Genomic DNA, 25900 nt, shown 5'->3' with positions numbered 1-25900 from the left:
CCCATCAGGAGAGAGATATACACCCGTCCTCCTGACCTTTGCAAGGCAAGCCCAGTCGGTGTTGACAACAAAGCGTTGTGGGGGTCCGAGGACCTCGAGGCCAGCTGGGCTTCGGCGGGTTACCAGCTCGAGGTACCACCGCGCATCGCCCAACCATTCCTCCAACGAGGGCGCTCCGGGGTCCAGGTTCCCAAAGATAAGCCCATCCACCTCCGCCAGCTTCGGGATCGGGAAAAGGCCCCATTCCGACTTTTGAAAACCCTCGCCGAAGGCTTCCCGCTCCGCTGGTACGCCCACCAAGGTTCCGTCGTTGCGGTAAGTCCAGCCGTGGAAGGGACAGCGGAAGTGGCTTGCATTCCCCATTTCCGCCCGACAAACCCGCATCCCCCGGTGGCGGCACATGTCCAAGAAGGCCCTAATACGGCCATCTTCGCCGCGGACAACGATAAAGGCATTGTTGAGGATGTAGCGCAAAACATAGTCACCCGGTGCTGGAATCTCGGAAGCGTGGGCCAAGAAGATCCAGGAGCGCGAGAAGATACGCTCCTTCTCCAGTTCGAAAACCTCCGGGTCATTGAAGATCCCCGCTGGAACCAACCCCTGCTCCAGACCCTCTGCCAGCTCCTGGACTATTTTGGGCACCTCTTCCCGTTTCACGGGCACCACGGGTCACCTCCTAAACGCCCAAATATCTGTGAAGCACGGCTTCGTTGAGTTCGCCGGGGCTTCCTTCCCACACAATCTGGCCGTGCTCCAAGATATAAACGTAATCTGCCACGGAGAGGGCCATCTGTACGTTTTGTTCGGCGAGAAGCACCGTTTCCCCCTCCTCCTTCAGGGTCCGCACCACTTGCGCCACCTGGCGGACCATAAGGGGGGAAAGACCCTCCGTGGGTTCGTCCATGAGTACCAGGCGGGGATTGCGAAGCAGGGCTCTGGCGATGGCCAGCATTTGTTGCTCCCCACCGGAGAGGGCCCGGGAGGGGCTCCTCCTCCGCTCGTGCAGCCGAGGAAAAGCTTCGAGTACCCGGTCCACTGTCCAAGCTCCTTGGCTCCCCCAAGCGGCCAGGCGAAGTTCCTCCTCCACGCTCAGCCCTTCGAACATGCGGCGCCCCTGAGGTACCAGGGTTAGGCCGAGGGCTGCCCGCTGGTGTGCCGGTAGCTGTGTGAGAGGCTGGCCTTTGAGCATGACCTCACCCTCCTGCACCGGAACCAGCCCCATGAGGCTACCTAAGAGCGTCGTCTTTCCCATGCCGTTGCGTCCCAGGAGGGCGACGACTTCCCCAGCCCGGACCTTAAGCGAGATCCCTTGCAGGACCCGCATGTTTCCGTAGCCAGCGACCAGCTGGCGCACCTCTAGAACTACGTCCTTATCCTCCCCGACGCCGCTTCCAAGGGGTGGCGGCGCCCACTCGCCGCCCACGTAGATGTCTTGAACCTCGGGGTTTTCCCGGATCGTCTCCGGCGCGCCGTCCGCGATTACCTGGCCATAGTGCAAAACCGTAACACGGTGGGCGAAATTCAGGGCGAAGTCCAAATCGTGTTCTACCAGCAACACGGTGGTCTGGGCGGGGAGTTGCTGGATCAAGCGGCCGATGCGTTCCCGTTCCGCCCCCGAGAGCCCTGCGAGAGGTTCGTCCAACAGGAGCACGCTGGGCCGCTGCGCCAAAGCCATGGCGATTTCCAGCTGCCTCTTCTCCCCGTGGGAGAGCGCTCCAGCCATATCCTGAGCGCGGGGAAGGAGGCCCACTTGGTCGAGGATTTCCTGGGTTGCTCCGTCCCACCGCAGGCGTTCACGAGCGACCCCCGCCCTACCCTCAGCAGCATTCTTGGCGAGCGCCACGTTCTCCCAGACCGGGAGCTCTGGGAATACGCTGGAGCGCTGGAAGGTCCGGCCTAATCCCAAACGGCTCACCCGCTCGGGGGGGTAGCCGGTCACCTCGCGTCCCATGAGGTACACCTTGCCCTGGTTGGGTTTGAGTTCCCCGGCGATCACTTTAAAGAGGGTGCTTTTACCGGCTCCATTGGGCCCAATGATGGCCCGGCGCTCCCCTCGCTCCACCGAAAGGGAAACGCTGGCCAAGGCGAGGACACCGCCAAAGGCCTTGCTGATCCGCTCAACCCTGAGCGCTTCCACGCTCACCTCCAAGGCGGCGTTCTAACAGGGGCCAGAACCCTTCCCGAGCGAATAACACCGCGAGGATCAAGAGCAGGCCAACAAAGATGCCCCAAAGCTCGGTGAAGGAACTCACCCACGCCTGGATAAAGGTGTAGAGGACCGCGCCAAAGGCCGCTCCGTAGAGCCCGCGGCTTCCCCCCAAGAGCACCATCACCATTAGGGTGGCAGAGGACAGCCAGAAGAGGTCATGGGGACTCACGAAGGTGCGGTGGAGCGCAAGACCCGCTCCGGCTAACCCCGTTAGCGCCCCTGCCAGCACGTATGCGATGAGCTTAAAGCGGAAAGAGGGCACCCCCAAGGAACGAGTCTTTTCCTCATTCTGGCGTATAGCTTCCAACGTCTTGCCAAAAGGGGAGGAAAGCAAGAAGCGAAGGCTAACAATCGCCACCGTTAGGGCGGCAAGGGCAGCGAGATGCAAAATTACGGGATTTATGCCAGGACCAGATAGGCTTAACCCGTCGTCTCCCCCTGTCAGGGAATTCCATTTGTGGGCCACGCTGTAAACCATTTGGCCGAAAGCCAAAGTGAGCATAAGGACGAAGATGCCGTGGGTTCTGAAGAGAAGAAGGCCCGTGAGGAAGGCATACGCCGAGGCCAGCAAAGGAGCCAGGATCAAGCCGAGGAGCAGGGGATAGCCCGCCTTAACCGACAAGGCCAAGGCATAGGCGCCTATGCCCAAAAACGCTGCTTGACCGAGCGATGGGATGCCGGCGTGCCCCAAGATGAAACTTAACGCCACAGCAGCCAGGCCGAAGAGGGCGGCTTCGGTGGAGAGGTAAAGCACATACCCTTGGGCAAGCAGGGGCAACAGGAAGAGGGCCAGCAAGCCACCCCGAAGTGCCAGCAGGACCCAGCTTGACCGATGCTTCCATGCCTCCTTGGGTTGCTGCGCCATCATGCGGTCCTCCGTCCCAAAAGGCCTTCCGGCTTAAGGGCGAGGACGAGGGCCATCAATCCGAAAATCAGAAACATGGCGGCTTGGGGGAAGAAGAGGCGACCGAAGCCGTCCACGATCCCCAGGAGAAGCGCACCCCAAAAGGCGCCCTCTATGCGCCCCAGGCCGCCGATCACCACCACGATTAAGGCGTACAGGGTCATCTGGGCGTCCAATCCGGGCGCCAGGGCGATCAAGGGGGCCCCCACGACCCCACCGAGGCCTGCTAAAGCGGTTCCCACACCAAAAGTCCAAAGGCTAATGCGGTGAGGGGGGATGCCCAGGGCGCTGGCCATGGCAGGATCGGCGGTGACCGCCCGGATCTGGACGCCGAAGGGCGTGCGGGTCAACACAATCCGTACCCCAAGGAAGGCTAGAATACCGAGGGTCAGGACGAAGAGGGGATACTTGGGGTATACGAATGCGCCGAGAAAAAGCGGGCCGGAAAGCTCTGGAGGTGGGGGCACGGAGCGGATGGCGGCCCCAAACGTTGCCCTGAGGACGTCGGCGAGGATAAAGCCAAGCCCAATGGTCAAAAGGACCTGTTCCAGCTCCCGGCCTTGCAGGCCCCGCAACAGGTACCGTTCTACCAACACCCCGAGAAGGCCCACCGCTAACGGAACAACGATCAAGGCGGCCCAGAAGCTTCCCAGAGAGCCGCTCAGGGCCAGCCCAAAGTAGGCGCCCAACATGTAAAAGGCGCCGTGGGCAAGGTTCACCACGCGGGCCACGCCGAAGATCAGCGAAAGGCCTAACGCTAAGAGGAACAGGAGCATGGCGAACGCTAAGCTGTTGAGAAGTTGGGTCAAAAGCAGGAGAAGCATGATACCTATTTACCGGGATCGCGTACAACGCCCAGGTCTGCCAGGAGCCGGTTGGTCAGGATGCCATCAATCCGGGCCACTTCGCGCGCGTACAGATGCTGCGTGGCATTATTGGTTTCCGGGTCGATCTGCACAAACCCCCTGGGGCTGATGATCTTCGCGCTCTTGAAGGCGGTAAGGAGGCGATTTTTGTTGCTCACATCTCCTTGGGCAGCGTTGAGGGCGTCCACGATGAACTGCATGGCGTCGTATCCCCGGACGGCAAAGTGGTTGGGCACGCCGCCGTACTTTTGCCTATACGCACGCACAAACTCCTTGTTGGCAGCGTTGTTCAAGGTGTAGACCCAGTGGTCGCCGCTCTTGGCACCGATGGCCGCGTCCCCGATGGCCTCGAGGACGTTTTCATCCGTCACCTCACCGCTCACGGCCAGTTTCACGGCTTGGTTGAGGCCAAACTGGACAAACTGGCGCATGAAGATCACCGCGTCGCTGCCCGAGAGCACCGCATGCACGGCCTCCGGACGGGCAGCGGCGATGCGGGAGATGATGGCGCTGTAGTCCGTGGAGCCCAAGGGGGTGTATAGCTCCGCCACGGGCTCTCCCCCAGAGGCCAAGAAGCCCTCCTTGAAGGCGGCGGTGGCCTCTTTGCCAAAGGCGTAGTCAAGAGCCAGCAGGAAGACCTTTTTGCCCACGTTTTTCGCCACCCACGGGCCCATGGGGTAGTGTTGCTGCCAGGCGCTGATGGAGGTGCGGAAGATAAAGGGGCTCCGCCGCTCCCGGGTGATGCCGTTGGCCGCTGCGTTGGCCACGATAAGGGGGATCTGACGCTCGTGGACGTAATCCCGGACGCCGTAGGCCGAGGAGGAGAGGATGATACCTGTGAGAAGATGCACCCGGTCCTGCTCCACGAGCTTGCGGACCTTTCGCAACGCCACCGCAGGATCGGCTTCCTCGTCTTCCTTCAGAAGTTGAATGCGGCGGCCCCCCGCCTGGTAACCCACCTTGTCCAGATAGAGCTCCATGCCCCGGGTGATTTCTTGGCCCAACCGCGCATAGGGTCCGGAGTAGGAGAGGACCACCCCGATGCGGATGGGCTCCTCCCGTTGGGCGATGGCGAAGGAGAAGCGCGAGGAAGCCGCAACGCCAGCGAGCGCCAAGCCTGCCTTGACCACCTGCCTGCGGTTTACCTTGCTCATCTTAGCCTCCTTGAGCGTGGTCCCCACCTTAGCATATGGGCAACGAAACCGTCAACAATCTTGTCTTCACCGAGAAACCTCCTCCCGGACCGGTGGGGTGCCGTAGGTGTAGAAGGTAGGAGGGAGCTGGCCGCCGAACCAGATGGTGCTCTTTTCCAAGTCGTTCACGTTGGTCACGTCCCAAACCACGGTTTTCCAAGTGGGGTCAAAGATCAGGTAGCCGGTGTCACCGAAAAGCTCCACCCGGGTGCCGCCCGGCTCAAACACGTACATGAAGTAGGCCTGGGTGGTGCCGTGTTTGCCGGGGCCCGCCTCGATGCGGACGTCATACTCCACGCAGAGGTCCGCCAGGTCCATGAGGTGCTGGGGGTAGCCGTACCAGAAGGCGATGTGGTGGAAGCGGCCTTTGGATCCGGTGGCGTCCCGCATGAGCCCGATTTCGTGCACCAGGGGGCTCACGGAAAGCCAGGCACCGAGCTCTTCCCCTTCCCCGCGCACCTTCTGCTCCCGGAGCTTGAAGCCGAGGACCTCCTCAAAGAAGCGGCGGTTGGGCGTGACCTCGGAGCAGAGGCAGTTCACGTGGTCCAGGCGCCGCACCGGCACGCCCCTCAGGGGCCTTTTGGAGGGGCGGTTTTTGAGCTTGCTCCGCTTTTCAGGCGGGGCCTCGTAGTATTCCACCTCAAAGAGGAGCTCCATCCGGTGCCCGTCCGGGGTGGTGAACTGGTAGGCGGGCCCGTGGCCGAGGTCCCCTTCGCTCCAACCCTTGCCTAGGCCGGAAGCCTCCAGGGCCCTCACCCGGCGCTCCAGGGCTTGGGGCGAGGCGGCCCGCCAGGCGATGTGGCCTAAGCCCGCCTCCTTGGCCTCGGTGACCTTGAGGGTGTGGTGGTACCAGTCCTCGTAGGCCCGAAGGTAGACGGACTGCCCCTCCCGGGCGGTGACCTCGAGGCCCAACAGCTCCGTGAAAAACCACAAGGTGCCTTCCGGGTTGGGGGTCAGGATCTCCGCATGCGCCAGCTGCACCACATCAAACCCTTCCATCAAAGCCTCCCTTCCTCCTCCATGCGGAGGATTTCCTGGATGACCTCAGCCCCGCGGTTGGCGGCGGGCAGCCCCCGGAACAGGAAGGCAAGCCCCACCACCGCGTTGAGCTCCTCGTAACTGGCCCCGGCCCGCCGGGCGGCGATGGCGTGGAGCCTAGCGGCATCCGAGAGGTCCATCAGGAGCATGCCAAAGAGCATGAGCTGGGCCGTCTTCACGTCAAAGCAAGGGGGATACATCAACCGGGCCCGAAGCTCCTCCTGCAGCCTTAAGGTTTCCGGGTCCAGCCGGGCCAGAAGGTCGGTCCGGGCCTGAATCCTAGGGGGCACGAAGCCGATGAGCTCGCGGTAGCGGTCGCGAAGCTTCTCCAGTTCCTCCTCGGGCATGCGGAACTCTGGTCTTGGCACCGTACTTACCTCCTTGGGACCCAGACGGGCGACCTGGGATGCGTCCCCTTCACCTTAGGGCGGACGGTCGCAAGGGCACAAGCTTCTTGTTCGGATATATAGAACGATGAGTTCGGCTATCCTGAAACAGGCCCTCGGCCAAAGGTCCCGGGACGGCTACCCTTGGAGGTGAGGCCCATGCTGGGAACGGTGCAGAAGGTCGGCGAGGTGTTGGAGCTCTTTTCCCAGGAGCGCCCGGAGTGGGGGGTGAGCGAGGTGGCCAAGGCCCTGGGCATCCCCAAGTCCAGCGCCCATTCCCTCCTGGCCACCCTGAGCCAGATTGGGCTCTTGAAGCGCAGCCGGGAGGGGCGGTACCGCCTGGGCTGGCGCATCCTCGCCCTTTCCCAGGTGCTCCTCTCCACGAGCTCCTGGCGGCAGGAGGCCCGTCGGGCCATGGAGGAGCTGGTGGCCCGCTACGGGGAGACCACCCACCTGGCGGTTTTGGAGTGCGGCCGGGTGGTCTACGTGGAGAAGCTGGAGGGAACCCGGGCGGTGCGGGTGGTGAACACCGGAATAGGGGTGGAACTCCCGGCCCACTGCAGCGGGGTGGGGAAGGTCCTCCTGGCCTTCCGCCCCTGGGAGGAGGTGGAAAGGATTCTGGCGGCACGGGGGATGCCCGCCTTTACCCCCAACACCATCACCACCTTGGACGAGCTCAAAACCGAACTCCAGGCGGTGCGGGAGCGGGGCTACGCTTACGACATCGAGGAGGTGGTGCCGGAGCTTTGCTGCGTGGCCGCTCCCATCCGTGACCACACGGGAGAGGTCATCGCCGCCATGAGCCTCTCCGTGCCCTTTTACCGTTTCCAGCGGATGAAGGAGGAGTACCGGAGGGCCATCCTCGAGGCCACCCGTGCCGTTTCCGAGCGGCTCGGGTACATGGGGGAGCCAGCATGGACAAGGTCAAGGTAGCCATTCTCGGTTCAGGCAACATCGGCACCGATTTGATGTACAAGCTTTTGAAGGACCCTGGGCACATGGAGCTGGTGGCGGTGGTGGGGATAGACCCGAATTCGGAGGGTTTGGCGCGGGCCCGGTCCTTGGGTTTGGAGGCGAGCCCGGAGGGGATCGGGTACCTTTTGGAGAGGCCGGAGATCCGGATTGTCTTTGACGCCACCAGCGCCAAGGCGCACGTGCGGCACGCCAAGCTCTTGAGGGAGGCGGGGAAGATTGCCATTGACCTGACCCCGGCGGCGCGGGGGCCGTACGTGGTGCCGCCGGTGAACCTGAAGGAACACCTGGACAAGGAGAACGTCAACCTGATCACCTGCGGGGGCCAGGCCACGATTCCCCTGGTGTACGCGGTGCACCGGGTGGTGCCGGCCCTGTACGCGGAGATGGTGTCCACGGTGGCTTCCCGCTCCGCGGGGCCTGGGACGCGGCAGAACATCGACGAGTTCACCTTCACCACGGCCCGGGGCCTGGAGGCGATTGGTGGGGCGAGGCGTGGGAAGGCCATCATCATCCTGAACCCGGCGGAGCCGCCCATCATCATGACGAACACGGTGCGGGTGGTCCCGGAGACGGAGGCTTTTGAGCGGGAGGCCATTGTGGCCAGCGTGCGGGCCATGGAGCGGGAGGTGCAGGCCTACGTGCCGGGGTACCGCCTGAAGGCGGACCCGGTGTTTGAGCGGCTGCCCACGCCCTGGGGGGAGCGGACGGTGGTGTCCATGCTTTTGGAGGTGGAGGGGGCTGGGGACTACCTGCCGAGGTACGCGGGGAACCTGGACATCATGACGGCTTCGGCGCGGCGGGTGGGGGAGGTGTTCGCCCAGCACCTTTTGGGGAAGCCGGTGGGGGAGGTGGTGGCGTGAGCTGGGACCTAGAAGGGGCCAAGCCGCCGGTGGTGGTGGACACCACCTTGCGGGACGGTTCCCACGCCCACCGGCACCAGTACACGGTGGCGGAGGCCAGGGCCATCGCCCGGGCCTTGGACGAGGCTGGGGTGTATGGGATAGAGGTTGCCCACGGGGACGGGCTTGGGGGTAGCTCCCTGCAGTACGGCTTCTCCCGCGTGGACGAGCTGGAGCTGATCCGGGCGGTGCGGGAGGAGGTGAAGCGGGCCAAGGTGGCGGCCTTGCTCCTTCCCGGGATCGGGACCCGCAAGGAGCTGAGGGAGGCGGTGGAGGCGGGGATCCAGATGGTGCGCATCGCCACCCAGTGCACGGAGGCGGACATCTCCGAGCAGCACTTCGGGATGGCCAAGGAGATGGGCCTCATGGCGGTGGGCTTCCTCATGATGAGCCACATGCGCCCGCCGGAGTTTTTGGCGGAACAGGCCCGCCTCATGGAGTCCTACGGGGCGGACGTGGTGTACATCGTGGACTCCGCGGGGGCCATGCTGCCCCAGGACGCCTACGCCCGGGTGAAGGCCCTGAAGGGGGCCCTTACCCGGGCCCAGGTGGGCTTCCACGCCCACAACAACCTGGGCTTGGCCCTCGGGAACACCCTGGCGGCCCTGGCGGCTGGGGCGGACTGGGTGGACGGGACCTTAAGGGGGTACGGGGCGGGGGCTGGGAACGCGGCCACGGAGGTATTGGCGGCGGTTTTGGACAAGGCGGGGCTCAACCCGGGGCTGGACGTCTTCAAGCTCCTGGACGCGGCGGAGTACGTGATGGGGCCCATCCTGCACTTCCAGCCCTACCCGGACCGGGACTCCATCGCCATCGGGTACGCCGGGGTCTACTCCACCTTCCTCCTGCACGCCAAGCGGATCGGGAAGGAACTGGGGGTGGACCCCATGGCGATCCTCCTGGAACTGGGGCGGCGCCAGGCGGTGGCGGGGCAGGAGGACTGGATCCTGCGGGTGGCCCTGGAGCTCAAGGAACGGGAAGCGGGGGCGGTGGCGGGGTAAGGGGACATGAGACGGATCGGCTTCCTCGGCCTCGGCAACATGGGCCTCCCCATGGCCCGGCGCCTGGCCCAGGCGGGCTACGAGGTCCTGGCGTGGAACCGCACCCCCAAGGAGGCCCCGGGCCTCACCCTGGTCCCCACCCCTAGGGAGGCGGCGCGGACGGGGCTGGTCCTCAGCATGCTGGCGGACGACGCGGCCACGGAGGCGGTGCTCCCCGAGATCCTGGAGGGCTTACCCGAGGGGGGCCTGCACATCGCCCTGAGCACCCTGGGGGTGCCCTACTCCCGGTCTTTGGTGGCGCGGCACCGGGAGGCGGGGCGGCGCTACCTGGCGGCCCCGGTGTTCGGGCGGCCGGAGGCGGCGGCGGCGGGGGAGCTGCGCATCGTGGTGGCGGGGGACCCTGGGGCGGTGGCGGAGGCGAGGCCCCTCCTGGAGGCCCTGGGGCGGGAGGTGTACGTGGTGGGGGAAGAACCCCACCAGGCGCACGCGGTGAAGCTTGGGGGGAACTTCCTCATCGCGGCCATGCTGGAGGCCTTGGCGGAGGCCTACGTCCTGGTGGAGAAGAACGGGGTGGAACGCCGGGCGTTCTACGAGGTGGTGCGGGGGTTCTTCCGGTCCCCGGTCTACGAGAACTACGGCCGCATCCTGCTGGAGAGGCGCTTTAGCCCGCCGGGGTTCCGGCTGCGGCTGGGGCTTAAGGACGTGCGGCTCATCCACCAGGCGGGGGATAGCACGGCAACCCCCCTTCCCCTGGCCCACCTCCTCCTGGACCGGCTTTTGGAGGGGGTAGCCCGGGGCCTTGGGGAGGAGGACTGGACGGCGCTTTTGGAGGTGGTGGAGGGCCATGCGGGAATCCAAACCCCTTGATCCCCGCTTGTTTCGGCAGACCCTGGGGCGGTTCGCCACGGGGGTGACGGTGGTTTCGGTGCGGACGGGGGAGGGGGTGCACGGGATGACGGCCAACGCCTTCCTCTCGGTTTCCCTGGACCCTCCCCTGGTGCTGGTGTCCGTGGACCGGAGGGCCCGGACGCACGGCCTTTTGCTGGAGGCGGGGCGGTACGGGGTGAGCGTGCTCGCGGAGGGGCAAAGGGATCTCTCGGACCACTTTGCTGGGCGGGGGGTGGGGGAAGCTCAGCCCGTGTGGCGGGAGGTGCTGGGGGTGCCCTTGCTGGAGGGGGCCCTGGCGCACGTGGTGGCGCGGGTGGTGGAGGCCCACCCGGCTGGGGACCACACCCTGTTCATCGGGGAGGTGGAGCACCTGGGCTACGGGGAGGGAAGGCCCTTGCTCTTCTTCGGGGGCCGGTACCACGGGTTGGGGGAGGGGCTATGAGGGTAGGGAAGACGTGGGCGCTGAAGGGGTTTGCCCTGGGCCCCATGACGCTGCGGCCCTTTGCGGGGGAGAGGCTGATGGCGGTGCGGGTGGAGGCGCCGGCGGGGGCGAGGGCGCCGGCCCACAGCCACCCGCACGAGCAGATGACCCTGGTGGTTTCGGGGCGGTTGCGGTTCCGGGTGGGGGAGGAATGGCGGGAGGTGGGCCCCATGGAGGTGGTCCATATCCCGCCTGGGATGGAGCACGAGGCGGAGGTTTTGGAGGAGGCGGTGTTCTTTGACCTCTTCCACCCGGTGCGGGAGGACTTTTTGCGGCGGGTGGAGGAAGGATGAGGGTGGCGGTCTTGACGGGGGCGTCCAGCGGGATGGGTTTCGCGGTGGCGCGACGCCTTGGGGCGGAGGGGTACACCCTGGTGGTGAACAGCCGGGACCCTGCCCAGGCGGTGCGGCGGCTGGAGGCGGCGGGGTACAAGGCGGTGGGGGTGGCCGGGGACCTAAAGGAGGAGGGGACGGCGAGGCGGCTTGTGGAGGTGGCGGAGCGGATCGGCCGGCTGGACGCCCTTCTGCTGAACCACGGGGGCCCGCCGGTGAAGGCGTTTATGGAGGTGGGGGAGGAGGAGTGGCGGGAATGGTTTGAGCGGATGGTGGTGGGTCCCTTGCGGCTTTTGCGGCTGGCGGTGCCCCTGTTTCGGAGGGGCGGGGGCGGGCGCGTGGTGGCGATCACCTCGTTTACGGTGAAGAGCCCCTATCCGGGGATCGTGCTGTCCAACGCTTTGCGGGCGGCTTTGGTGAACGCCTTGAAGACGGCGGCTTTGGAGCTGGGGCGGGAGGGGATCCTGATCAACGCGGTGGCGCCGGGGTACATCCTCACGGAGCGGATTGCGGAGTGGAACCGGGGGCAGGCGGCGCGGGAGGGGGTAGGGGTGGAGGAGGTGGCGGCGCGGACCACGGGGTCGATACCGTTGGGACGGTACGGGAAGGCGGAGGAGGTGGCGGAGGTGGTGGCCTTTTTGCTTTCGGAGCGGAACGGGTACGTGACGGGGCAGCAGGTGTTGGTGGACGGGGGGTACGTGGTGGCGACCTGAGGGGGGAGGGGGTGAGGGGGATGGGTTCGTTGGAGGTGGCGAAGCTGGGTCACGTGGCTTTGGAGGTGCCGGACCTGGAGGGTTCCCTGCGGTTTTGGCGGGACATTGTGGGCCTGGAGGAGGTGGAGCGGCGGGAGGGGGAGGTGTACCTGCGGGCCTGGGGGGACTTTGAGCACCACACCCTGGTGCTGATGCGCGGAGAGGAGGCGCAGCTCCACCACGTGGCCTGGCGGACGCGCCGCCCGGAGGACGTGGAGGCGTTTCGGGACCACCTGCGGGCGCAGGGGGTGGAGGTGGAGGAGGTGGAGCCTGGGGCCGAGGCTGGGCAGGGGTACGCCATCCGGTTCTTTGTGCCGACGAGCGGACACCCCTTTGAGATCTACTACCAAGTGGAGAAGCCCAAGGCGCCGGAGGGGCTGCGTTCGCGGCTGAAGAACCAGGTGTACCCAGCTTTTCGGCGGGGGGTATCGCCCCGGCGGATCGACCATGTGAACTTGTGGACGGGGGGCCAGGACCCGACGCCCACCCACGACTGGCTGGTGGAGCACCTGGGGTTCAAGGTGCGGGAGTACATCCAGCTGCCCAACCTCCGGCTTGGGGCCTGGATGAGCGTGACGCCTTTGGTGCACGACATCGCGGTGATGTTTGACGGGGCCACCCAGGGTCCGCGGTTCCACCACGTGGCGTACTACCTGGACAACTGGCAGGACGTGCTGCGGGGGCTGACCATCTTCAAGGAGCACGGGATTCTTCCGGATCTAGGGCCGGGGCAGCACGGGATCAGCCAGGCTTTTTACAGCTATGTTCGCGACCCTTTCAGCGGCCACCTCCTGGAGCTTTTCAGCGGGGGCTACCTTATTTTGGACCCTGACTGGGAGCCTTTGGAGTGGCGGCCGGAGGAGCTGGTGGACGGGCTGTTCTGGTGGGGGGACCGCTGGGACCCGCAGACCCAACCGGACCACCCCTTCAGCCGGACCACGGGGGTGCGGCGGCCCGGGGTGAGGGTGGGCTAAAGGGGGTTAGGCGGGATGGAGAGGCAAAAGGTTACCACGGGCGCCTACACCACCCACTTGTACCGGGAGGGCGAGGGGGAGGCGGTGCTCTTCATTCACGGTTCGGGGCCTGGGGCCACGGCCTGGTCCAACTGGCAGCTGGCCTTGCCGGAACTGGGGAGGGACTACCTCTGCCTGGCCCCGGACCTGGTGGGGTACGGGGAGAGCCAGCATCCGGACCCGCCCCCCCGGGGGGTGCGGGGGTGGATGCGGCTTTGGGTGGACCAGCTTTTGGCCCTGTTGGACGCCCTGGGTTTGGAGCGGGCCCACCTGGTGGGGAACTCCTTGGGCGGGGCCATTGCCCTCCACCTGCTTCTGGAGGCTCCGGGGCGGTTTGGGCGGGTGGTGCTGATGGGGCCGGCTGGGGGTCCTTTTGCCCTAACGCCCGAGCTGGATCGCATCTGGGGCTTTTACGAGGACCCCACCTTGAGCGCCATGCGCAACGCCATCCGCTGGTTTGCCTACGACGAGGGCTTTATCGCCGACCGCTTGGACGAGATTGCCCGGATGCGGTTGGAGGCGGCGTTGCGGCCGGAGGTGCGGCGGAGCTTTGAGGCGATGTGGCCGAGGCCGAGGCAGGAGGCGATTGACCAGCTGGTGGTGCCGGCTTCGGCCCTGCGGCGGATCCCCCACCCGGTGCTCATCATCCATGGGCTCCAGGACCGGATTGTCCCCTACACCACGAGCCTGTACCTGGCGGAGCACCTGCCCAACGCCGGGGTGCACCTGGTGGCCCGGTGCAGCCACTGGGTGCAGATTGAGCGGGCGAAGGAGTTCCATTTCCTGGTGCGGGGCTTCCTGAGGGGGGAACTGGGAGGCTCTTGATCGGGCGAGGGGCGAGCCATGACCTGGATATACTACGTGGTGGTTCTCCTAGCGGGGGCGATGTTGCCCATCCAGGCTGGGGTAAACGCCCGCTTGGCCCAGGTACTGGAGCACCCGGTGCGTTCCGCCTTGGTTTCCTTTGGCGTGGGGACCGTGGCCTTGTTTGGGCTTGCTTGGCTTTTGGCGGGGCCCAACTGGCCGTGGGGGAAAGCCCTGGGGGCGCCTGGGTGGGTCTATGTGGGGGGGCTTCTGGGACCCTTTTACGTGGTGGCCTCCATCATCTTTGCGCCGAAGCTAGGGGCGCTACTGACCTTTGCCCTGGTCATTACTGGGCAGTTGCTGGCCTCCTTGTTCCTGGACCATTTTGGCCTCCTGTATCCCAGGCACGAGATCAATCCCATGCGCATCCTTGGGGTAGCCCTGCTCATCTTGGGGATGCTTTTAATCCGGAGGTACTGATGGTCGTCCTAAAAGTAACCCTGTTGGAAGGCCGCCCGCTGGAGAAGAAGCGGGAGCTGCTGAAGCGGCTCACGGAGATGGCTTCCCGCCTCCTGGGTGAGCCTTATGAGGAGGTCCGGGTGATCCTCTACGAGGTGCGGCGGGACCAGTGGGCGGCTGGGGGCGTGCTCTTTTCCGACAAGGAGGGGGGATGACGCTTTTGGAGGCGGTGCGCTGGGCCCGGAGGGAGGGGAAAACCCTTTCTGGTGGGCGGGACTGGGGCGTGGACTTGGAGGGGGCCTACCGCATCCAGGAGGCCCTGTTTCCGGGTCCCCTCAAGGGGTACAAGCTGGGCTTGGTTTCCGCCGCCAAGCAGCGGCAGATGGGGCTTTCCGAGCCGACCTTTGGCCGGGTTCACCCGGGGATGCTTTTGGAGAGCCCTGTTCTTGGCCGCTTTATCCAGCCCAGGGTGGAGCCGGAGGTGGCGGTGGTCTTGAAGGAGGACTTGCCTGCGGGCGCTTCCTCTGGCCGGGCCCACGCTGCCATTGGAGGGTTTTTCCTGGCGGTGGACGTGTTGGACTCGGTATGGGAGGGGTACCGCTTCACCGCCCCGGAGGTGGTGGCGGACAACACCTCAGGGGGCGGGTTTCTTCTGGGCGCCAAGCGGTACAGCCGACTTCCCAGAGGGGTTCTTCGCCTCTACCTGAATGGGGAGAGGGTGGCGGAGGGTCCTGTGGAGGCCTTGGGGGACCCTGGCGAGCGGCTTTCCTGGCTGGCGGAGCGGGTGGGGGGTCTTAAGGGGGGTCAGGTGGTCTTCCTGGGCTCGCCGGCCGCGGCGGTGCCCCTTACCCGTGGGGTTTTGGAGCTTTGGGGCGAGGGGGGCGTGCTCCTCGCCCGGGTGGAGTAGGGAGGTGAACCATGGTGGAGGCAAAAATCTACAAGGAGACGGTGGAGCGGCTTAAGGCCCTAGGCTTTCCCTTTGAGTTGCCCCTGGAGGTTACCCACTACATTGGCGGGGAGTTCGTGCGGGGGGAGAACTTCTTTCCCGTGATCTACCCTGCCACGGGAGAGGTGATCGGCACCGCCCCGGAAGGGCGGGAGAAGGAGGTGGAGCAGGCGGTGGCGGCGGCCCAGGAGGCGTTCTTGCGGTGGGGCAAGATGCCGCCGAGCCAGAGGAGGCCCTACCTCCGCCGCTTCGCCGAGAAGATCCGCGAGTACAAGCCCGTCTTTGAGGTATTGGAGAGCCTGGACGTGGGGCGGCCCATCCACGAGAACCGCCTGGGGTACGTGGAGCGCATGGCCAACAACATTGAGTTCTTCGCCGACTTCGCCGTGACCCACGGCTCCGAGGCCTACCCCATGGAAAACGGCTACATCAACTATGTCCTGCGCTTCCCCGTGGGGGTGGCGGCGCTCATCACCCCGTGGAACATGCCCAGCATGCTGGCCACCTGGAAGATCGGGCCGACCTTGGCCTTCGGCAACACCGCCATCCTGAAGCCGGCGGAGTTCACCCCCTTGGGGGCGTGGCTCCTCGCCCGCTGCGCCCACGAGGCGGGGCTTCCCCCCGGGGTCTTCAACGTGGTCCACGGCTTCGGGCCGGACTCCGCTGGGGAACTCCTCACCAAGCACCCCCTGGTGCGCCTCATCTCCTTCACGGGGGAGACCACCACGGGCAAGATCATCATGAAGAACGCCGCCGACACCCTGAAGCGGCTTTCCATGGAGCTCGGGGGGAAGGCGCCCAACCTCATCTTTGAGAGCGCCGATCTGGACCGGGCGGTGGAGGTGACCCTGCGGGCGAGCTTCTTCAACCAGGGGGAGGTGTGCCTGGCGGGCTCCCGGCTCCTGGTGCAGCGCTCCATCTACCAGGCTTTCGTGGACCGGCTGGTGGCGGCGGCCCGGTCCCTCAAGGTGGGGGACCCCCTGGACCCCGAGACCCGGATGGGGGCCCTCATCGCCGAGGAGCACCTCCAGAAGGTCATGTCCTACGTGGAGATTGCCCGGGAGACCGCCACCATCCTCACGGGGGGGAAGCGGCCCGAGCTCCCCCACCCTTTTGACAAGGGGTACTTCCTGGAGCCCACGGTGGTGGTGGACGTGAAGCCCTCGGACAAGGTCTGCCAGGAGGAGATCTTCGGCCCCATGGTGGTGGTCCTGCCTTTTGACACGGAGGAGGAGGCCATAGAGCTTGCCAACAACACCCCTTACGGCCTGAACGCCATCGTGCAGACCCGGGACGTGGGCCAGGCGGTGCGGGTTTCCGAGGCCCTGGAGGTGGGCACGGTCTGGGTGAACGACTGGTTCGTGCGGGACCTGCGGGTGCCCTTTGGCGGGGCGAAGCAGTCGGGCATCGGCCGCGAGGGGGGGCACTACGGGTACGAGTTCTACTACGAGACCAAGAACGTCTGCATCGCCAACCGCTAGACTGGAACCATGGCCCTAAGGAGGGAAGCGCTTGGCCTGGAGGCCTACTTGGCCCTGGAGGAGGCTGCCCAAGAGAAGCACGAGCTGGTTCGGGGGCAGAGGGTGGCCATGGCCGGGGCGGGGCGGGAACACAACCGCCTCCTCACCCGGCTCTTCCTGCGCATCGCCCCGGCGGCCTTGCGGGCCGGGTGCGAGGCCTACGTGGCGGACATGCGGCTTAGGGTGGGGGAGGAGGTCTTCTACCCCGACCTCATGGTGGTCTGCCAGCCCTCGGCCGACCCCCGCTACGAGGAACACCCCTGCCTGGTGGTGGAGATTCTCTTCGAGAACACCGAGGCCATGGACCGGGGGAGGAAGCTACAGGCCTACCTGAGGCTTCCTTCCCTTAAGGCCTACCTCCTCCTGGACAGCCGAGAGCGGCGGGCGGAAGGGTACTTTCGGGAAGGGGAGGCATGGGTCTACCGGGAGCTTACCGAGGTGGACCTCGCCTGCCCCCCGGTGCGCTTCTCTCTGGACGAGGTGTACGAAGGGGTGCTATCAACGTGGAAACCTTCGCTGAGGAAATGGAGCGGGCCTGGGAGGAGAGGGTCCCCATAGAACCCCTTTCCGAGCGGGGCCTAAAGGGTGTGGAGGCGGCCTACCGGGTGCAGGAGGCCTGGAACGCCCTGCGCCTGGCCAAGGGGGACCGGGTGGTGGGGCACAAGATCGGCCTCACCTCCAAGGCGGTGCAGGCGCAGCTGGGGGTGGACCAGCCCGACTTCGGCCACCTTTGGCAAAGCCGGTTCCTGGGGGTGGGGGAGCGGACGGAGGTGGAGGCCTCCCTTTTCCTCCAGCCCCGGGTGGAGGGGGAGCTGGCCTTCCTCATCGGGAGGCGCCTCCTGGGCCCCCACGTGACGCCCCAGGAGGTGCTGGCCGCCACGGAGGCGGTGGCCTTCGCCTTGGAGGTTGTGGACTCGCGGATAGCGGACTGGCGGATCCGGATAGAGGACACCATCGCCGACAACGCCTCCTTTGGGGCCTTCCTTGTGGGACCGTGGGAGAAGGCCCTTCTAGAGGAGGACCTTTCCACCCTGGGCCTGGTGCTCTACAAGAACGGGGAGATGGTGGCGCAGGGGGTGGGGGCGGCCTGCCTGGGGCACCCGGCTCGGGCGGTGGCCTGGCTGGCCAACGCCCTGGCTGCTTTCGGGGTTGCCCTGGAACCGGGGGAGATCGTGATGTCCGGGGCCTGGGCCCCGGTGCAGGCGGTCCAGCCCGGGGACCTCTTCACCCTGGTGGGAACGGGGGGAAGAGCGCTTTCTTTGCGGTTTGTCTAGGGGGTGGACCATGCCGATGTTGGAGGTCTTGGTGGAGGCGAAGGAGCCCTTGACCCAAGAGCGTAAGGAGGCTCTAAAGCAAGAGGCGGAGAAAATCTTCCAGGAGGTCTTGGGTACGCCCCCGGGAAGGCTTCGGGTGTTCATTTTGGAAGAGCGGAAGGATCAGCCTCCCAAATAGGCTTCGCGCACCGCCGGGTCGTGGGGAAAGGCTTCTGCGGGGCCTTCCTCCACGATGCGGCCTTCTTTCAGGAGGTACGCCCGCTGGGCTACCTGGAGGGCCAGCCCCGCGTTTTGCTCTACCAAGAGAACGCCCACCCCTTGCGCAGCGAAGGTCCTTAAGGTGGTGAGAAGGCGTTTGGCCAAGAGGGGAGGGACGCCCAGGGTGGGTTCTTCCAGGAGAAGGTATTGGGGCCTGGCTACCAGGGCCCGGGCCAGGACCACCATGGGTTGCTGGTCTCCGCTCGCACCTGTTCTGTCAAGGTGTGATTTGGGCCCCAACCTTGAACATCCGGGGCGTTCCGCTATCGCGAACCCTTCCCTCGAAAATTGTTGACAATATCGTTGACGTTAGGGTAGCCTGGCTTCGAGGGGGTTTCCATGGAAGGAGAGTACGCGCGCTGGCCCTACGGCGACCTGGCCCACTTATCCCACCTGGAGCTCATCACCCCTAAGCCGGAAGCCAGCCTCTGGTTCTTCACGGAGGTCATGGGTATGGGGGTGAGCGGCCAGGAAGGGGATTCGGTTTACCTGAGGGGTTGGGACGACTACGAGTTCCACACCCTCAAGCTCACCGCCGGCAAAAAGCCCGCCCTGGGCCACCTGGCCTTCCGCGTCAAGAGCCCCGAGGCCCTGGCCCGGCGGGTGAAGACCCTGGAGGCTTCGGGCCTCGGGGAGGGGTGGACGGAAGGGGATTTGGGCCACGGGCCCGCCTACCGCTTCCGCACCCCGGATGGGCACCTGATGGAGGTCTACTATGAAACCGTTTGGTACGCGCCCACAGAGGCGACCCGGCCCGCCCTCAAGAACCAAGCCTCGCGCTTCCCCGGTAAAGGGGCCAACCTGAGGCGGCTAGACCACATCAACCTCCTGGCCTCCGATGTGGGCGCGGTGCGGGCCTTTATGGAGGGCTACCTGGGCATGAAGGTCACGGAACAGATCATCTTCAGCGACGGGAGCGAGCAGGGAGCCTGGCTCACCTGCAACAACAAGACCTACGATGTGGCCGTGACCAAGGACCACCTGGGGGCGAAGGGGCGGCTTCACCACTTCACCTACGCCGTGGACAGCCGTGAGGAGGTCTTGCGGGCGGCGGACATTTGCTTGGAGCATGGGGTCTTCATTGAAACGGGGCCCCACAAGCACGCCATCCAGCAGACCTTTTTCCTCTACGTGTACGAGCCCGGGGGGTGCCGCTTTGAGATCGCCTGCCCCGGGGCGCGCCTCCTTCTCGCCCCCGACTGGAAGCCCATCATCTGGAACGAGGAGGAGCGGAAGCGGGGCCAGGCCTGGGGCCTAAAGACAGTGGAAACGTTCCACACCTACGGGGTCCCCCCGGTGGAGGAGGAGTGATGCCGGCCACGGAGCGGACCACCGAGGTGCACCAGGCCTACCAGGCCCTGCGGGAGGCCATCCTCAAGGGGGAGTTACTCCCGGGGCAACGCTTGGTGGAAAAGGACCTGGCCGAGCGGTTCGGCCTGGGCCGGGCGGCCATCCGCACCGCCTTGGCCAAACTGGAGCAGGACGGCCTGGTGGAAAGCGCCCCCTACCGCGGGGCCTGGGTGCGGGCCATCTCCGAAGAGGAGGCGGTGGAGGTTCTGGAGGCCCGCATGGCCTTGGAGTGCTTGGCGGTGCGCTACGCCGCCCGGCGGGCCACGCCGGAGGAGGTGGCGGAGCTTTGGGAGATCCTGGAGGCAATGCGGGGGCGCTTTGCCCAGGGGGACCTTCTGGGCATGTCCGAGCTGAACGCCGCCTTCCACCGGGCCCTGGTGGAGGCCTCGAGGCACCAGACCGCCAAGCGCCTCATTGAGGCCCTAAGGGCGCAAGGGGTGCGCCACCAGTACCGCACGGTCTTGGTTCCTGGCCGTTCCCAGCGCTCCTTGGAGGAGCACGCGCGGATCCTGGAGGCGGTGGCCGCCCGCGACGAGGAGGGGGCGGAAAGGGCCATGCGGGAGCACCTGCAAGGGGTCCTGGCCGCCCTTCACCAGGCGCGGGGAGGTGGCGCATGAGGCCAAGCGAGCGCGCCTGGGCCCTGGTACAGGGGGCCTACGACCTCCACGTCCACGTGGAGCCCGACATCCTCCCTCGAAAGACGGACGACCTCACCCTGGCCCGCCGCTTCGGGGAGGTGGGCCTGAAGGGTTTCGTTCTCAAGTCCCACTACGCCCCCACGGCGGAGAGGGCGGCGGTGGTGCGGCGGGCGGTGCCAGGGGTGGAGGCTCTGGGGGCCATCGTCCTCAACCACGGGGTGGGGGGGCTCAACCCCTTGGCGGTGGAGATCGCCGCCCGGGCTGGGGCGCGCTTCCTCTGGTTTCCCACGGTGGACGCAGCCAACGAGGCGCGGGAGGTGGAGGAACTTCCCGCCGAGAAGAGGCCCCAATGGGCGAGGCTTCAGGAAGAGTTCCGGGGGGTGGGGCTACTGCCGCCGCCCATCGGGGTTCTGGACGCCAGCGGAAAGCTCAGCCTCGAGGCCCGGGCGGTGCTCAAGGTGGCCGCCCGCCACCGCATGGTGGTGGCCACGGGCCACCTTTCCCGGGAAGAGATCCTGAAGGTGGTGGAGGCAGCCCTAGAGGAGGGCGTGCCCCAGGTGGTGGTCACCCACCCCGACTACCCCACCCAGGCCCTTTCCACGGGCGACCAGCGCTACCTGGCCTCCCAGGGGGTTTACCTGGAGCGTTGCTTCGCGCCCTCCCACACGGGAAAGGTTCCCTGGGAGGCGCTCTTTCGCGCCATCCGGGAGGCGGGGGTGGAGCAGAGCTTCCTCTCCACCGATTTGGGCCAGCCGAAAAACCCGCCGGTGGAGGAAGGCCTGGCCCTCTTCGCCGAGCGGCTCCTGCAGGCGGGCTTCAGCGAGGACGAGGTGCGGCATATGGCGGTGACCGTGCCCACGCGTTTGGCAAAAGGAGGTGAGGGGTGAAGCGCCTCTTGGTGGTGAGCGCCCACGCGGCGGACTTCGTGTGGCGGGCGGGTGGGGCCATCGCCCTCACCGTGGCCCAGGGGGGTAAAGCCTTGGTGGTGGCCCTGAGCTACGGGGAGCGGGGGGAGTCGGGGGAACTTTGGAAGGAACCGGGGCAGACCCTGGAGCGGGTGAAGGCCATCCGGGAGGCGGAGGCCAGGCGGGCGGCGGAGATCCTGGGGGCGGAGTTCGTGCCCTTGGACCTGGGGGACTACCCCTTGCGGGTGGACGAGCAGGCCCTGGGGCGCTTGGTGGAGATCCTGGTGGACTTCGCCCCCGACGTGCTCATGACCCACACCCCCAAGGACCCCTTCAACCCCGACCACCCGGTGGCCTACGAGGCCACGGAGCTGGCCCGGCAGCTGGCCTCGGGGGCGGGGGTGGCCAGCGCCTTCCAGACCATCCGCCCCCCCGAGTTCCTCCTCTTTGAGCCGCACCAGCCCGAGCTTTGCGGCTTCGTGCCCAACCTCTTCCTGGACATCACCCCGGTGTGGGAGCGGAAGCGGGCCGCCATGGAGGTCTTCGCCTCGCAGAAGTACCTGCAGCGCTACTACGCCGAGCGGGCGGAGCACCGGGCCAACCACGCCCGGAGGATCTCGGGCCTCAAGGACATAGAGAGGGCCGAGGCCTTCCAGCGCGTCCTGCCCCAGGTGGTGCGGGGCCTTTAGGGGGGAGCATGCTCACGCCGGAAGAGATCCGGGAGCTGGCGGAGCTGGGGAGCGCCACGGTCTACGAGGCCTCGGGGCGGCAGGGCCTCATTCCCATTCCCTTCCTGCGCTTTCCCGAGGGGGCGAGGGCGGCGGGCCCCGCCTTCCCCGTGCTCTGCGCTCCGGGGGATAACCTGGGGGCCCACGCCGCCATGGCCGCCCTCCGGCCGGGGGAGGTCCTGGTCCTGGCCCAGCCGGAGCCGGAGCCCGTGGCCCTGGTGGGGGAGCTTCTGGCCACCCAGGCCAAGGCCCAAGGGGCCAAGGCCCTCCTGGTGGACGGGGCGGTGCGGGACGCGGACGAGCTAAAGGGCTTGGGGCTTCCCGTCTGGGCCCGCTGGGTGAGCCCAAGGGGGGCCAAGCGGGAAAGGCTTCTGGGCCTGGGGGTTCCCGTCTTCCTGGGGGGTGTGGAGGTCCGCCTGGGGGATTACCTGGTCCTGGACGGGGACGGGGTGGTGGTGGTGCCACGGGAGCGGGCCCAGGAGGTCTTGACCAAGGCCCGCGCCCGGGCGGAACGGGAGGCGGGGCTCAGGCGGCGCTTCGCCCAAGGGGAGCTCTCCCTGGACCTCTACGGCCTCAGGGAGCGGGTGGCGGAGCACCTGGAGGAAGCGGCGCGCCTCAGGGGGGAGGATGGCTAGGCTGCGGGTGGCGGTCCTGGGCCTGGGGGAGGCGGGCTCGGCCCTGGCCAGCGACCTCCTCCAGGCGGGGGCGGAGGTGGTGGGCTACGACCCCGTCCCGGAAAAGGACGTGCCGGGTATCCTCCGGGCCCAAAGCGAAAGGGAGGCGGCCTTTGGGGCCCAGGTGGTCCTTTCCGTGAACTGAGCCCGGGTGGCCCTGGAGGTGGCGGGGAAGGTGGCCCCGGTCCTGGCCCCGGGCGCGGTCTACGCCGACTTAAACACCGCACCCCCCCGGCTCAAGCGCGCCCTCGCCGAAGCGCTCTCGCCCACCGGCGCCCTCTTTGCCGACATCGCCCTGATGAGCCCGGTGCCGGGCAAGGGGCTTAAGACCCCTTCCCTGGCCTCGGGGCCCGGGGCACCCCTGTACCGGGAGCGCCTGGGCCCCTTGGGGGCGGTGGTGGAGGTGGTGGGGGAGAAGGCGGGGGAGGCGGCCACCCGCAAGCTCCTGCGGAGCGTGTTCTTCAAGGGCATGGCGGCCGCGGTGGTGGAGGCGCTGGAGGCGGCGCGCCGCCTGGGCCTGGAGGCGGAGGTTAAGGCCAACATCGCCCAAAGCCTGAGGGAGGCGGACGAGGGCCTGGTGGACCGCCTGGTGGAGGGAAGCCTCCGCCACGCCCGGAGGCGGCACGAGGAGATGCTGGCGGCGGCGGAGCTCCTCTTGGAAGCGGGGGTGGAGCCCAGGGTGGCCAGGGCGGCGGCGGAGCAGTTGGCCACGCTGGCTGACCTCTTCTCCAGCGGCGAGGAGCAGATTTAGGTGACGACTCCTCGGACTAAAGTCCGAGGCTTCTCGGTTCAAGGTATGGCCCCCGCCACACCCTTCCCCGAAGGCCCCGCCCAGGCCCTGGCCAGGACATTCTGTGCGGCGGCTACATCCCGGTGCAGGAGGGTCCCGCAAGCGGGACAGGTGAACTCCCGAACCCACAGGGGACGCTTCTCCCGATGACCGCACACCGGGCAGTCCTGGCTCGTGTGCTTGGGGTCTACCCCCACAACCCGCCTACCAGCTAGAACCTTACCGCTCACGCGGTGACCTTCCGCTTTGTAGGCGAGGATGGAAAGAAACTGCGCCCAGCCCGCGTCCAGCACCCCTTTGGCGGCGCGGCTGCGGGCCAGACCGAGGACGTTCAGGTCTTCGTGAACAATGGTCCCATAGCGGTTCACCAAGCTCCGGGCAACCTTGTGGTGGAAGTCCCGCCGTTGCCGGGCAACCTTCCGGTGAAACTTGGCCAGTCCCTCCCTAGCCTTCAGGTAGCGGTGGCTTCCCCGCCGCTTGCGGGAGAGCTCCTTTTGCTTTTCGGCTAGCTTCTTCTGCGTCCTTTGGTAATATCGTGGCGCCTCTATCTTTTCACCATTGGAGGCGACCAGAAAATACGGATTCGTACCCAAGTCAATACCTACAGCTTCCTCAGATGGAGGAAAAGGCTTAGGTTCTGCTTCACAAACAAAGACGATATACCACTCTTTTTCTTCTCTCTTGATGGTGGCAGTTTTTATCTTACCCGCTAAGGGTCGATGAAGCTTAAGCTTTACTGAACCAATACCAAAAAGGAAAACTCTTTTTCCACCTTCTTGAAGCTTGACCCCAGTAGCGTAAGCCTGGGGGAAGGTGAAGGAGTCGTAGCGTCCCTTCCCCTTGAAGCGGGGAAAGCCCGCCTTGCCCTTCCTCCCCTTGAGGCGGCGGAAGAAGCCCTGGAAGGCCCTGTCTGCCCGGTGGAGCACATCCTGGAGGACCTGGGAGTGGAGGCGCTTGTACTCCGGCAGGGCAGCCCGTACCTCCGGCAAGGAGCGCTTCTGTTCGTAGAAGCCCACCGTCTTGCCCGCCTTCTTGTAGGCCTCCCGCCGCTCTTGGGGGGCGGCGTTGTAGAGCTGGCGGCAGAGCTCAAGGGCACGCTCCAGGTCCTTGGCCTGGGGCTTGATGGGGTAAAGGCGGTATTTGAAGGCTTTACGCATGCCCGCGGTACTTGGGGGTGAATACCAGATGGTAGTTTAGATTGAACTGGCTATGGCGTGTGGTGCGCTTACTCGGCACTTGCATATGATAGTACATCCGTCGCTCGCTATACATGTGCTCCTTCGGAGCGCGTGGGGGTCCATGTATCCCCGGTTTGAAAACCGGGGGATTATAGCCCCCACACCCCCTCTTTTCTAACCGTCTCGGCATCCCGCAGACTTGACCGCTATGCATCTCTTGAGGTAGCCCTAACCCCATGACCCTACGCGAGGCACTGGCCCAAGTCCCCGACCCCCGGGGCAAGAACCGGCAATACCCCCTGTGGGGCCTGTTGGCCCTCATCCTCCTGGCCTTCCTCCGCCGCGTGGATTCCCAGAACGTGTTTGCCCTCGGGCAAAGCAGCCGCGGCGTGGCCCGCTTCGCCCGCGCCAACCCTCACCTCCTCCCCCACCTGGGCCTGCGCAAAGCCCCCGGGGCACTACGCCCTCACCACCCTCCTCCACCGCCTGGACCCAGGGGCGCTCCAACGGGCCCTCCTCTCCCTCTTCCCCGAGGCGAAAGGGGAAGGGGTGTGGGGGGTGGACGGGAAGACCCTAAGGGGGAGCCGCAAGGGACCATCCCCCCAGGTGCGCCTGGTGGAGGTCTTGGCCCTGCACCTGCGGACCACCCTGGCCCAGGCCCAGGCGGAGGGGAGGGAGGCGGAGGCCCTGCGGCGGCTTCTGGCCTCCTTGGGGGCGGAGGAGTTGGCGGGGAAGGTGGTGGTGGGGGACGCGGGGTACCTGTACCCGGAGGTGGCAGAGGCCATCCGGGAAAAGAGGGGGACTACCTCTTGGTCCTGAAGGGGAACCAGAGGGGGCTGTTGGGGTGGGCGGTGGAGGTGTTCAAGGGGATGGAGGAGGGGCGGCTGCCCGGGGAGACGGAGGCGGAGTGGAGGCGGGAGCGGGACGGGGAGGTGTGGCGGTACCGGGTGTGGGCCTCCCCGTACTTGCCCGAGGCGATGCGGGCCTTTCCTGGGGTGAAACAAGTGGTGCGGTTGGAGCGGGAGGTGGTGCACAAGGGGACGGGGGAGGTGCGGCGGGGGGTGAGCTATGCCCTGACGAGCTTGGGGGCGGAGGTGGCGGACGCGAGGCGGTTGGGGGAGCTTTTGGTGGGGCGGTGGGGGATAGAGAACGGTTCCTTCTGGGTGCGGGATGTGCTTTTGCGGGAGGACGGGTGCCAGGCGCGGGGTGTGGGGGCCTGGGTGTTGGCGGTGCTGAGGGGGTACCTGGTTTCCCTTTTGCACCGTAAGGGGGTGAGGGGGAAGAAGGCGGCCCTTGAGGCCTTCTCCTTCCATCCCCTCTCCGCCCTCAGGTTCCTGGGGCTTTATGCGGTATAGCGGTCAAGTCTGCCCGCCCCCCGCCAAGGTGGGCTTGCCTTGCAAAGGTCAGGAGGACGGGTGTATATCTCTCTCCTGATGGGC

General features: G+C 66.3%; 32 protein-coding genes and 1 pseudogene. 24 read left to right on the top strand and 9 right to left on the bottom strand.

What is annotated here, in order from left to right:
• The 7 genes from L0D17_RS10530 to L0D17_RS10500 all read right to left on the bottom strand — a co-directional run.
• On the bottom strand, window positions 1-663 hold a 663-nt coding region (locus L0D17_RS10530), incomplete at its 3' end, for a Rieske 2Fe-2S domain-containing protein (RefSeq protein WP_243095114.1).
• A gap of 13 nt (window positions 664-676) precedes the next feature.
• Complete coding sequence (locus tag L0D17_RS10525; RefSeq protein ID WP_243095112.1) at window positions 677-2143, bottom strand: ATP-binding cassette domain-containing protein; 1467 nt, start codon at window positions 2141-2143, stop codon at window positions 677-679.
• The gene (locus L0D17_RS10520) at window positions 2118-3077 is read right to left on the bottom strand and encodes a branched-chain amino acid ABC transporter permease (RefSeq protein WP_243095111.1); all 960 of its coding nucleotides are present in this window, start codon (window positions 3075-3077) and stop codon (window positions 2118-2120) included. The genes L0D17_RS10525 and L0D17_RS10520 overlap by 26 nt, the downstream gene beginning before the upstream one ends.
• Window positions 3074-3937: a branched-chain amino acid ABC transporter permease gene (locus L0D17_RS10515; protein ID WP_243095109.1), complete on the bottom strand. Its 864-nt coding sequence runs from the start codon at window positions 3935-3937 to the stop codon at window positions 3074-3076. The genes L0D17_RS10520 and L0D17_RS10515 overlap by 4 nt, the downstream gene beginning before the upstream one ends.
• Window positions 3938-3942: 5 nt before the next feature.
• Entirely contained in the window at window positions 3943-5133 is a 1191-nt protein-coding gene (locus L0D17_RS10510; protein WP_243095107.1) for an ABC transporter substrate-binding protein, read from the bottom strand.
• A gap of 66 nt (window positions 5134-5199) precedes the next feature.
• On the bottom strand, window positions 5200-6171 hold the full coding sequence (locus L0D17_RS10505) for a catechol 2,3-dioxygenase (RefSeq protein ID WP_243095105.1): 972 nt from the start codon (window positions 6169-6171) through the stop codon (window positions 5200-5202).
• Complete coding sequence (locus L0D17_RS10500) at window positions 6171-6557, bottom strand: carboxymuconolactone decarboxylase family protein (RefSeq protein WP_279231739.1); 387 nt, start codon at window positions 6555-6557, stop codon at window positions 6171-6173. The genes L0D17_RS10505 and L0D17_RS10500 overlap by 1 nt, the downstream gene beginning before the upstream one ends.
• A 198-nt stretch (window positions 6558-6755) precedes the next feature.
• Here L0D17_RS10500 and L0D17_RS10495 point away from each other — a divergent pair, with 198 nt between their 5' ends.
• From L0D17_RS10495 to L0D17_RS10420, 16 genes are read left to right on the top strand one after another with little or no spacing between them, the layout of a single operon-like run.
• Entirely contained in the window at window positions 6756-7529 is a 774-nt protein-coding gene (locus L0D17_RS10495; protein WP_243095101.1) for an IclR family transcriptional regulator, read from the top strand.
• Entirely contained in the window at window positions 7511-8431 is a 921-nt protein-coding gene (locus tag L0D17_RS10490; protein ID WP_071676207.1) for an acetaldehyde dehydrogenase (acetylating), read from the top strand. The genes L0D17_RS10495 and L0D17_RS10490 overlap by 19 nt, the downstream gene beginning before the upstream one ends.
• On the top strand, window positions 8428-9471 hold the full coding sequence (dmpG, locus tag L0D17_RS10485; protein WP_243095099.1) for a 4-hydroxy-2-oxovalerate aldolase: 1044 nt from the start codon (window positions 8428-8430) through the stop codon (window positions 9469-9471). The genes L0D17_RS10490 and dmpG overlap by 4 nt, the downstream gene beginning before the upstream one ends.
• 6 nt (window positions 9472-9477) lie before the next feature.
• Window positions 9478-10338, top strand: a complete 861-nt coding sequence (locus L0D17_RS10480) for an NAD(P)-dependent oxidoreductase (RefSeq protein ID WP_243095097.1) — start codon at window positions 9478-9480, stop codon at window positions 10336-10338.
• Window positions 10316-10801, top strand: a complete 486-nt coding sequence (locus L0D17_RS10475) for a flavin reductase family protein (RefSeq protein WP_243095095.1) — start codon at window positions 10316-10318, stop codon at window positions 10799-10801. The genes L0D17_RS10480 and L0D17_RS10475 overlap by 23 nt, the downstream gene beginning before the upstream one ends.
• Window positions 10798-11133, top strand: coding sequence for a cupin domain-containing protein (locus L0D17_RS10470; protein WP_243095093.1), 336 nt, complete (start codon window positions 10798-10800; stop codon window positions 11131-11133). The genes L0D17_RS10475 and L0D17_RS10470 overlap by 4 nt, the downstream gene beginning before the upstream one ends.
• Window positions 11130-11885: an SDR family oxidoreductase gene (locus L0D17_RS10465; RefSeq protein ID WP_243095092.1), complete on the top strand. Its 756-nt coding sequence runs from the start codon at window positions 11130-11132 to the stop codon at window positions 11883-11885. Before L0D17_RS10470 ends, L0D17_RS10465 begins: the two co-directional genes overlap by 4 nt.
• Window positions 11886-11905: 20 nt before the next feature.
• On the top strand, window positions 11906-12898 hold the full coding sequence (locus tag L0D17_RS10460; protein WP_243095090.1) for a VOC family protein: 993 nt from the start codon (window positions 11906-11908) through the stop codon (window positions 12896-12898).
• Window positions 12899-12913: 15 nt separating this feature from the next.
• A complete protein-coding gene (locus L0D17_RS10455) occupies window positions 12914-13762 on the top strand; it encodes an alpha/beta fold hydrolase (protein ID WP_243095089.1) in 849 nt (282 codons plus the stop codon).
• Between the two features lie 18 nt (window positions 13763-13780).
• Complete coding sequence (locus tag L0D17_RS10450) at window positions 13781-14221, top strand: DMT family transporter (RefSeq protein ID WP_243095087.1); 441 nt, start codon at window positions 13781-13783, stop codon at window positions 14219-14221.
• Entirely contained in the window at window positions 14221-14415 is a 195-nt protein-coding gene (locus L0D17_RS10445; protein ID WP_243095085.1) for a tautomerase family protein, read from the top strand. Before L0D17_RS10450 ends, L0D17_RS10445 begins: the two co-directional genes overlap by 1 nt.
• Window positions 14412-15107 (top strand): 2-keto-4-pentenoate hydratase, encoded by a 696-nt coding sequence (locus L0D17_RS10440; RefSeq protein ID WP_243095083.1) that lies wholly within the window; start codon window positions 14412-14414, stop codon window positions 15105-15107. The genes L0D17_RS10445 and L0D17_RS10440 overlap by 4 nt, the downstream gene beginning before the upstream one ends.
• 11 nt (window positions 15108-15118) lie before the next feature.
• Entirely contained in the window at window positions 15119-16627 is a 1509-nt protein-coding gene (locus L0D17_RS10435) for an aldehyde dehydrogenase (protein WP_243095081.1), read from the top strand.
• 9 nt (window positions 16628-16636) lie between these two features.
• Window positions 16637-17224 carry a Uma2 family endonuclease gene (locus L0D17_RS10430; protein ID WP_243095080.1) on the top strand — a complete coding sequence of 196 codons (588 nt, stop codon included), beginning with the start codon at window positions 16637-16639 and terminating at the stop codon, window positions 17222-17224.
• Entirely contained in the window at window positions 17191-17940 is a 750-nt protein-coding gene (locus L0D17_RS10425; RefSeq protein ID WP_243095078.1) for a 2-keto-4-pentenoate hydratase, read from the top strand. The genes L0D17_RS10430 and L0D17_RS10425 overlap by 34 nt, the downstream gene beginning before the upstream one ends.
• A gap of 10 nt (window positions 17941-17950) precedes the next feature.
• Window positions 17951-18118 carry a tautomerase family protein gene (locus L0D17_RS10420; protein ID WP_243095077.1) on the top strand — a complete coding sequence of 56 codons (168 nt, stop codon included), beginning with the start codon at window positions 17951-17953 and terminating at the stop codon, window positions 18116-18118.
• Here the strand turns inward: L0D17_RS10420 and L0D17_RS10415 are convergent.
• The gene (locus L0D17_RS10415) at window positions 18103-18384 is read right to left on the bottom strand and encodes an ATP-binding cassette domain-containing protein (protein ID WP_243095076.1); all 282 of its coding nucleotides are present in this window, start codon (window positions 18382-18384) and stop codon (window positions 18103-18105) included. The genes L0D17_RS10420 and L0D17_RS10415 overlap by 16 nt on opposite strands.
• A gap of 153 nt (window positions 18385-18537) precedes the next feature.
• Here L0D17_RS10415 and L0D17_RS10410 point away from each other — a divergent pair, with 153 nt between their 5' ends.
• The 7 genes from L0D17_RS10410 to L0D17_RS10380 are packed head-to-tail and all read left to right on the top strand — an operon-like array spanning window position 18538 to window position 23244.
• Window positions 18538-19509, top strand: a complete 972-nt coding sequence (locus L0D17_RS10410) for a catechol 2,3-dioxygenase (protein ID WP_243095075.1) — start codon at window positions 18538-18540, stop codon at window positions 19507-19509.
• Complete coding sequence (locus L0D17_RS10405) at window positions 19509-20165, top strand: GntR family transcriptional regulator (protein ID WP_243095074.1); 657 nt, start codon at window positions 19509-19511, stop codon at window positions 20163-20165. The genes L0D17_RS10410 and L0D17_RS10405 overlap by 1 nt, the downstream gene beginning before the upstream one ends.
• Window positions 20162-21073, top strand: coding sequence for a DUF6282 family protein (locus tag L0D17_RS10400; protein WP_243095073.1), 912 nt, complete (start codon window positions 20162-20164; stop codon window positions 21071-21073). Before L0D17_RS10405 ends, L0D17_RS10400 begins: the two co-directional genes overlap by 4 nt.
• The gene (locus L0D17_RS10395) at window positions 21070-21780 is read left to right on the top strand and encodes a PIG-L deacetylase family protein (RefSeq protein WP_243095072.1); all 711 of its coding nucleotides are present in this window, start codon (window positions 21070-21072) and stop codon (window positions 21778-21780) included. The genes L0D17_RS10400 and L0D17_RS10395 overlap by 4 nt, the downstream gene beginning before the upstream one ends.
• An 8-nt stretch (window positions 21781-21788) precedes the next feature.
• Window positions 21789-22454, top strand: a complete 666-nt coding sequence (locus tag L0D17_RS10390) for a 4-carboxy-4-hydroxy-2-oxoadipate aldolase/oxaloacetate decarboxylase (RefSeq protein ID WP_243095070.1) — start codon at window positions 21789-21791, stop codon at window positions 22452-22454.
• Complete coding sequence (locus tag L0D17_RS10385; protein WP_243095068.1) at window positions 22447-22638, top strand: NAD(P)-binding domain-containing protein; 192 nt, start codon at window positions 22447-22449, stop codon at window positions 22636-22638. The genes L0D17_RS10390 and L0D17_RS10385 overlap by 8 nt, the downstream gene beginning before the upstream one ends.
• Window positions 22639-22644: 6 nt before the next feature.
• The gene (locus L0D17_RS10380) at window positions 22645-23244 is read left to right on the top strand and encodes a DUF1932 domain-containing protein (RefSeq protein ID WP_243095067.1); all 600 of its coding nucleotides are present in this window, start codon (window positions 22645-22647) and stop codon (window positions 23242-23244) included.
• A gap of 38 nt (window positions 23245-23282) precedes the next feature.
• On the opposite strand, the gene L0D17_RS10375 is transcribed toward L0D17_RS10380, so the two are convergent.
• Window positions 23283-24440, bottom strand: a complete 1158-nt coding sequence (locus L0D17_RS10375) for an RNA-guided endonuclease InsQ/TnpB family protein (RefSeq protein ID WP_243095065.1) — start codon at window positions 24438-24440, stop codon at window positions 23283-23285.
• Window positions 24441-24697: 257 nt separating this feature from the next.
• Here L0D17_RS10375 and L0D17_RS13955 point away from each other — a divergent pair.
• Window positions 24698-25816: pseudogene (locus tag L0D17_RS13955) on the top strand (ISAs1 family transposase).
• Window positions 25817-25900: the final 84 nt, after the last annotated feature.

It is taken from the genome of Thermus thalpophilus (assembly GCF_022760915.1).
Taxonomy (GTDB): domain Bacteria; phylum Deinococcota; class Deinococci; order Deinococcales; family Thermaceae; genus Thermus; species Thermus thalpophilus.
The sequence above is the reverse complement of the archived record's forward strand: the minus strand, read 5'-3'. Positions and strand labels throughout refer to the sequence as shown.

Bases quoted from the DNA above. Each gene is read 5' to 3' on its own strand.
- L0D17_RS10520 (WP_243095111.1), bottom strand. From the start codon at position 3,077: ATGATGGCGCAGCAACCCAAGGAGGCATGGAAGCATCGGTCAAGCTGG.
- L0D17_RS10515 (WP_243095109.1), bottom strand. From the start codon at position 3,937: ATGCTTCTCCTGCTTTTGACCCAACTTCTCAACAGCTTAGCGTTCGCC.
- L0D17_RS10510 (WP_243095107.1), bottom strand. From the start codon at position 5,133: ATGAGCAAGGTAAACCGCAGGCAGGTGGTCAAGGCAGGCTTGGCGCTC.
- L0D17_RS10505 (WP_243095105.1), bottom strand. From the start codon at position 6,171: ATGGAAGGGTTTGATGTGGTGCAGCTGGCGCATGCGGAGATCCTGACC.
- L0D17_RS10500 (WP_279231739.1), bottom strand. From the start codon at position 6,557: ATGCCCGAGGAGGAACTGGAGAAGCTTCGCGACCGCTACCGCGAGCTC.
- L0D17_RS10495 (WP_243095101.1), top strand. From the start codon at position 6,756: ATGCTGGGAACGGTGCAGAAGGTCGGCGAGGTGTTGGAGCTCTTTTCC.
- L0D17_RS10490 (WP_071676207.1), top strand. From the start codon at position 7,511: ATGGACAAGGTCAAGGTAGCCATTCTCGGTTCAGGCAACATCGGCACC.
- L0D17_RS10480 (WP_243095097.1), top strand. From the start codon at position 9,478: ATGAGACGGATCGGCTTCCTCGGCCTCGGCAACATGGGCCTCCCCATG.
- L0D17_RS10475 (WP_243095095.1), top strand. From the start codon at position 10,316: ATGCGGGAATCCAAACCCCTTGATCCCCGCTTGTTTCGGCAGACCCTG.
- L0D17_RS10470 (WP_243095093.1), top strand. From the start codon at position 10,798: ATGAGGGTAGGGAAGACGTGGGCGCTGAAGGGGTTTGCCCTGGGCCCC.
- L0D17_RS10465 (WP_243095092.1), top strand. From the start codon at position 11,130: ATGAGGGTGGCGGTCTTGACGGGGGCGTCCAGCGGGATGGGTTTCGCG.
- L0D17_RS10460 (WP_243095090.1), top strand. From the start codon at position 11,906: ATGGGTTCGTTGGAGGTGGCGAAGCTGGGTCACGTGGCTTTGGAGGTG.
- L0D17_RS10455 (WP_243095089.1), top strand. From the start codon at position 12,914: ATGGAGAGGCAAAAGGTTACCACGGGCGCCTACACCACCCACTTGTAC.
- L0D17_RS10450 (WP_243095087.1), top strand. From the start codon at position 13,781: ATGACCTGGATATACTACGTGGTGGTTCTCCTAGCGGGGGCGATGTTG.
- L0D17_RS10445 (WP_243095085.1), top strand. From the start codon at position 14,221: ATGGTCGTCCTAAAAGTAACCCTGTTGGAAGGCCGCCCGCTGGAGAAG.
- L0D17_RS10440 (WP_243095083.1), top strand. From the start codon at position 14,412: ATGACGCTTTTGGAGGCGGTGCGCTGGGCCCGGAGGGAGGGGAAAACC.
- L0D17_RS10435 (WP_243095081.1), top strand. From the start codon at position 15,119: ATGGTGGAGGCAAAAATCTACAAGGAGACGGTGGAGCGGCTTAAGGCC.
- L0D17_RS10430 (WP_243095080.1), top strand. From the start codon at position 16,637: ATGGCCCTAAGGAGGGAAGCGCTTGGCCTGGAGGCCTACTTGGCCCTG.
- L0D17_RS10425 (WP_243095078.1), top strand. From the start codon at position 17,191: ATGGAGCGGGCCTGGGAGGAGAGGGTCCCCATAGAACCCCTTTCCGAG.
- L0D17_RS10420 (WP_243095077.1), top strand. From the start codon at position 17,951: ATGCCGATGTTGGAGGTCTTGGTGGAGGCGAAGGAGCCCTTGACCCAA.
- L0D17_RS10415 (WP_243095076.1), bottom strand. From the start codon at position 18,384: ATGGTGGTCCTGGCCCGGGCCCTGGTAGCCAGGCCCCAATACCTTCTC.
- L0D17_RS10410 (WP_243095075.1), top strand. From the start codon at position 18,538: ATGGAAGGAGAGTACGCGCGCTGGCCCTACGGCGACCTGGCCCACTTA.
- L0D17_RS10405 (WP_243095074.1), top strand. From the start codon at position 19,509: ATGCCGGCCACGGAGCGGACCACCGAGGTGCACCAGGCCTACCAGGCC.
- L0D17_RS10400 (WP_243095073.1), top strand. From the start codon at position 20,162: ATGAGGCCAAGCGAGCGCGCCTGGGCCCTGGTACAGGGGGCCTACGAC.
- L0D17_RS10390 (WP_243095070.1), top strand. From the start codon at position 21,789: ATGCTCACGCCGGAAGAGATCCGGGAGCTGGCGGAGCTGGGGAGCGCC.
- L0D17_RS10385 (WP_243095068.1), top strand. From the start codon at position 22,447: ATGGCTAGGCTGCGGGTGGCGGTCCTGGGCCTGGGGGAGGCGGGCTCG.
- L0D17_RS10375 (WP_243095065.1), bottom strand. From the start codon at position 24,440: ATGCGTAAAGCCTTCAAATACCGCCTTTACCCCATCAAGCCCCAGGCC.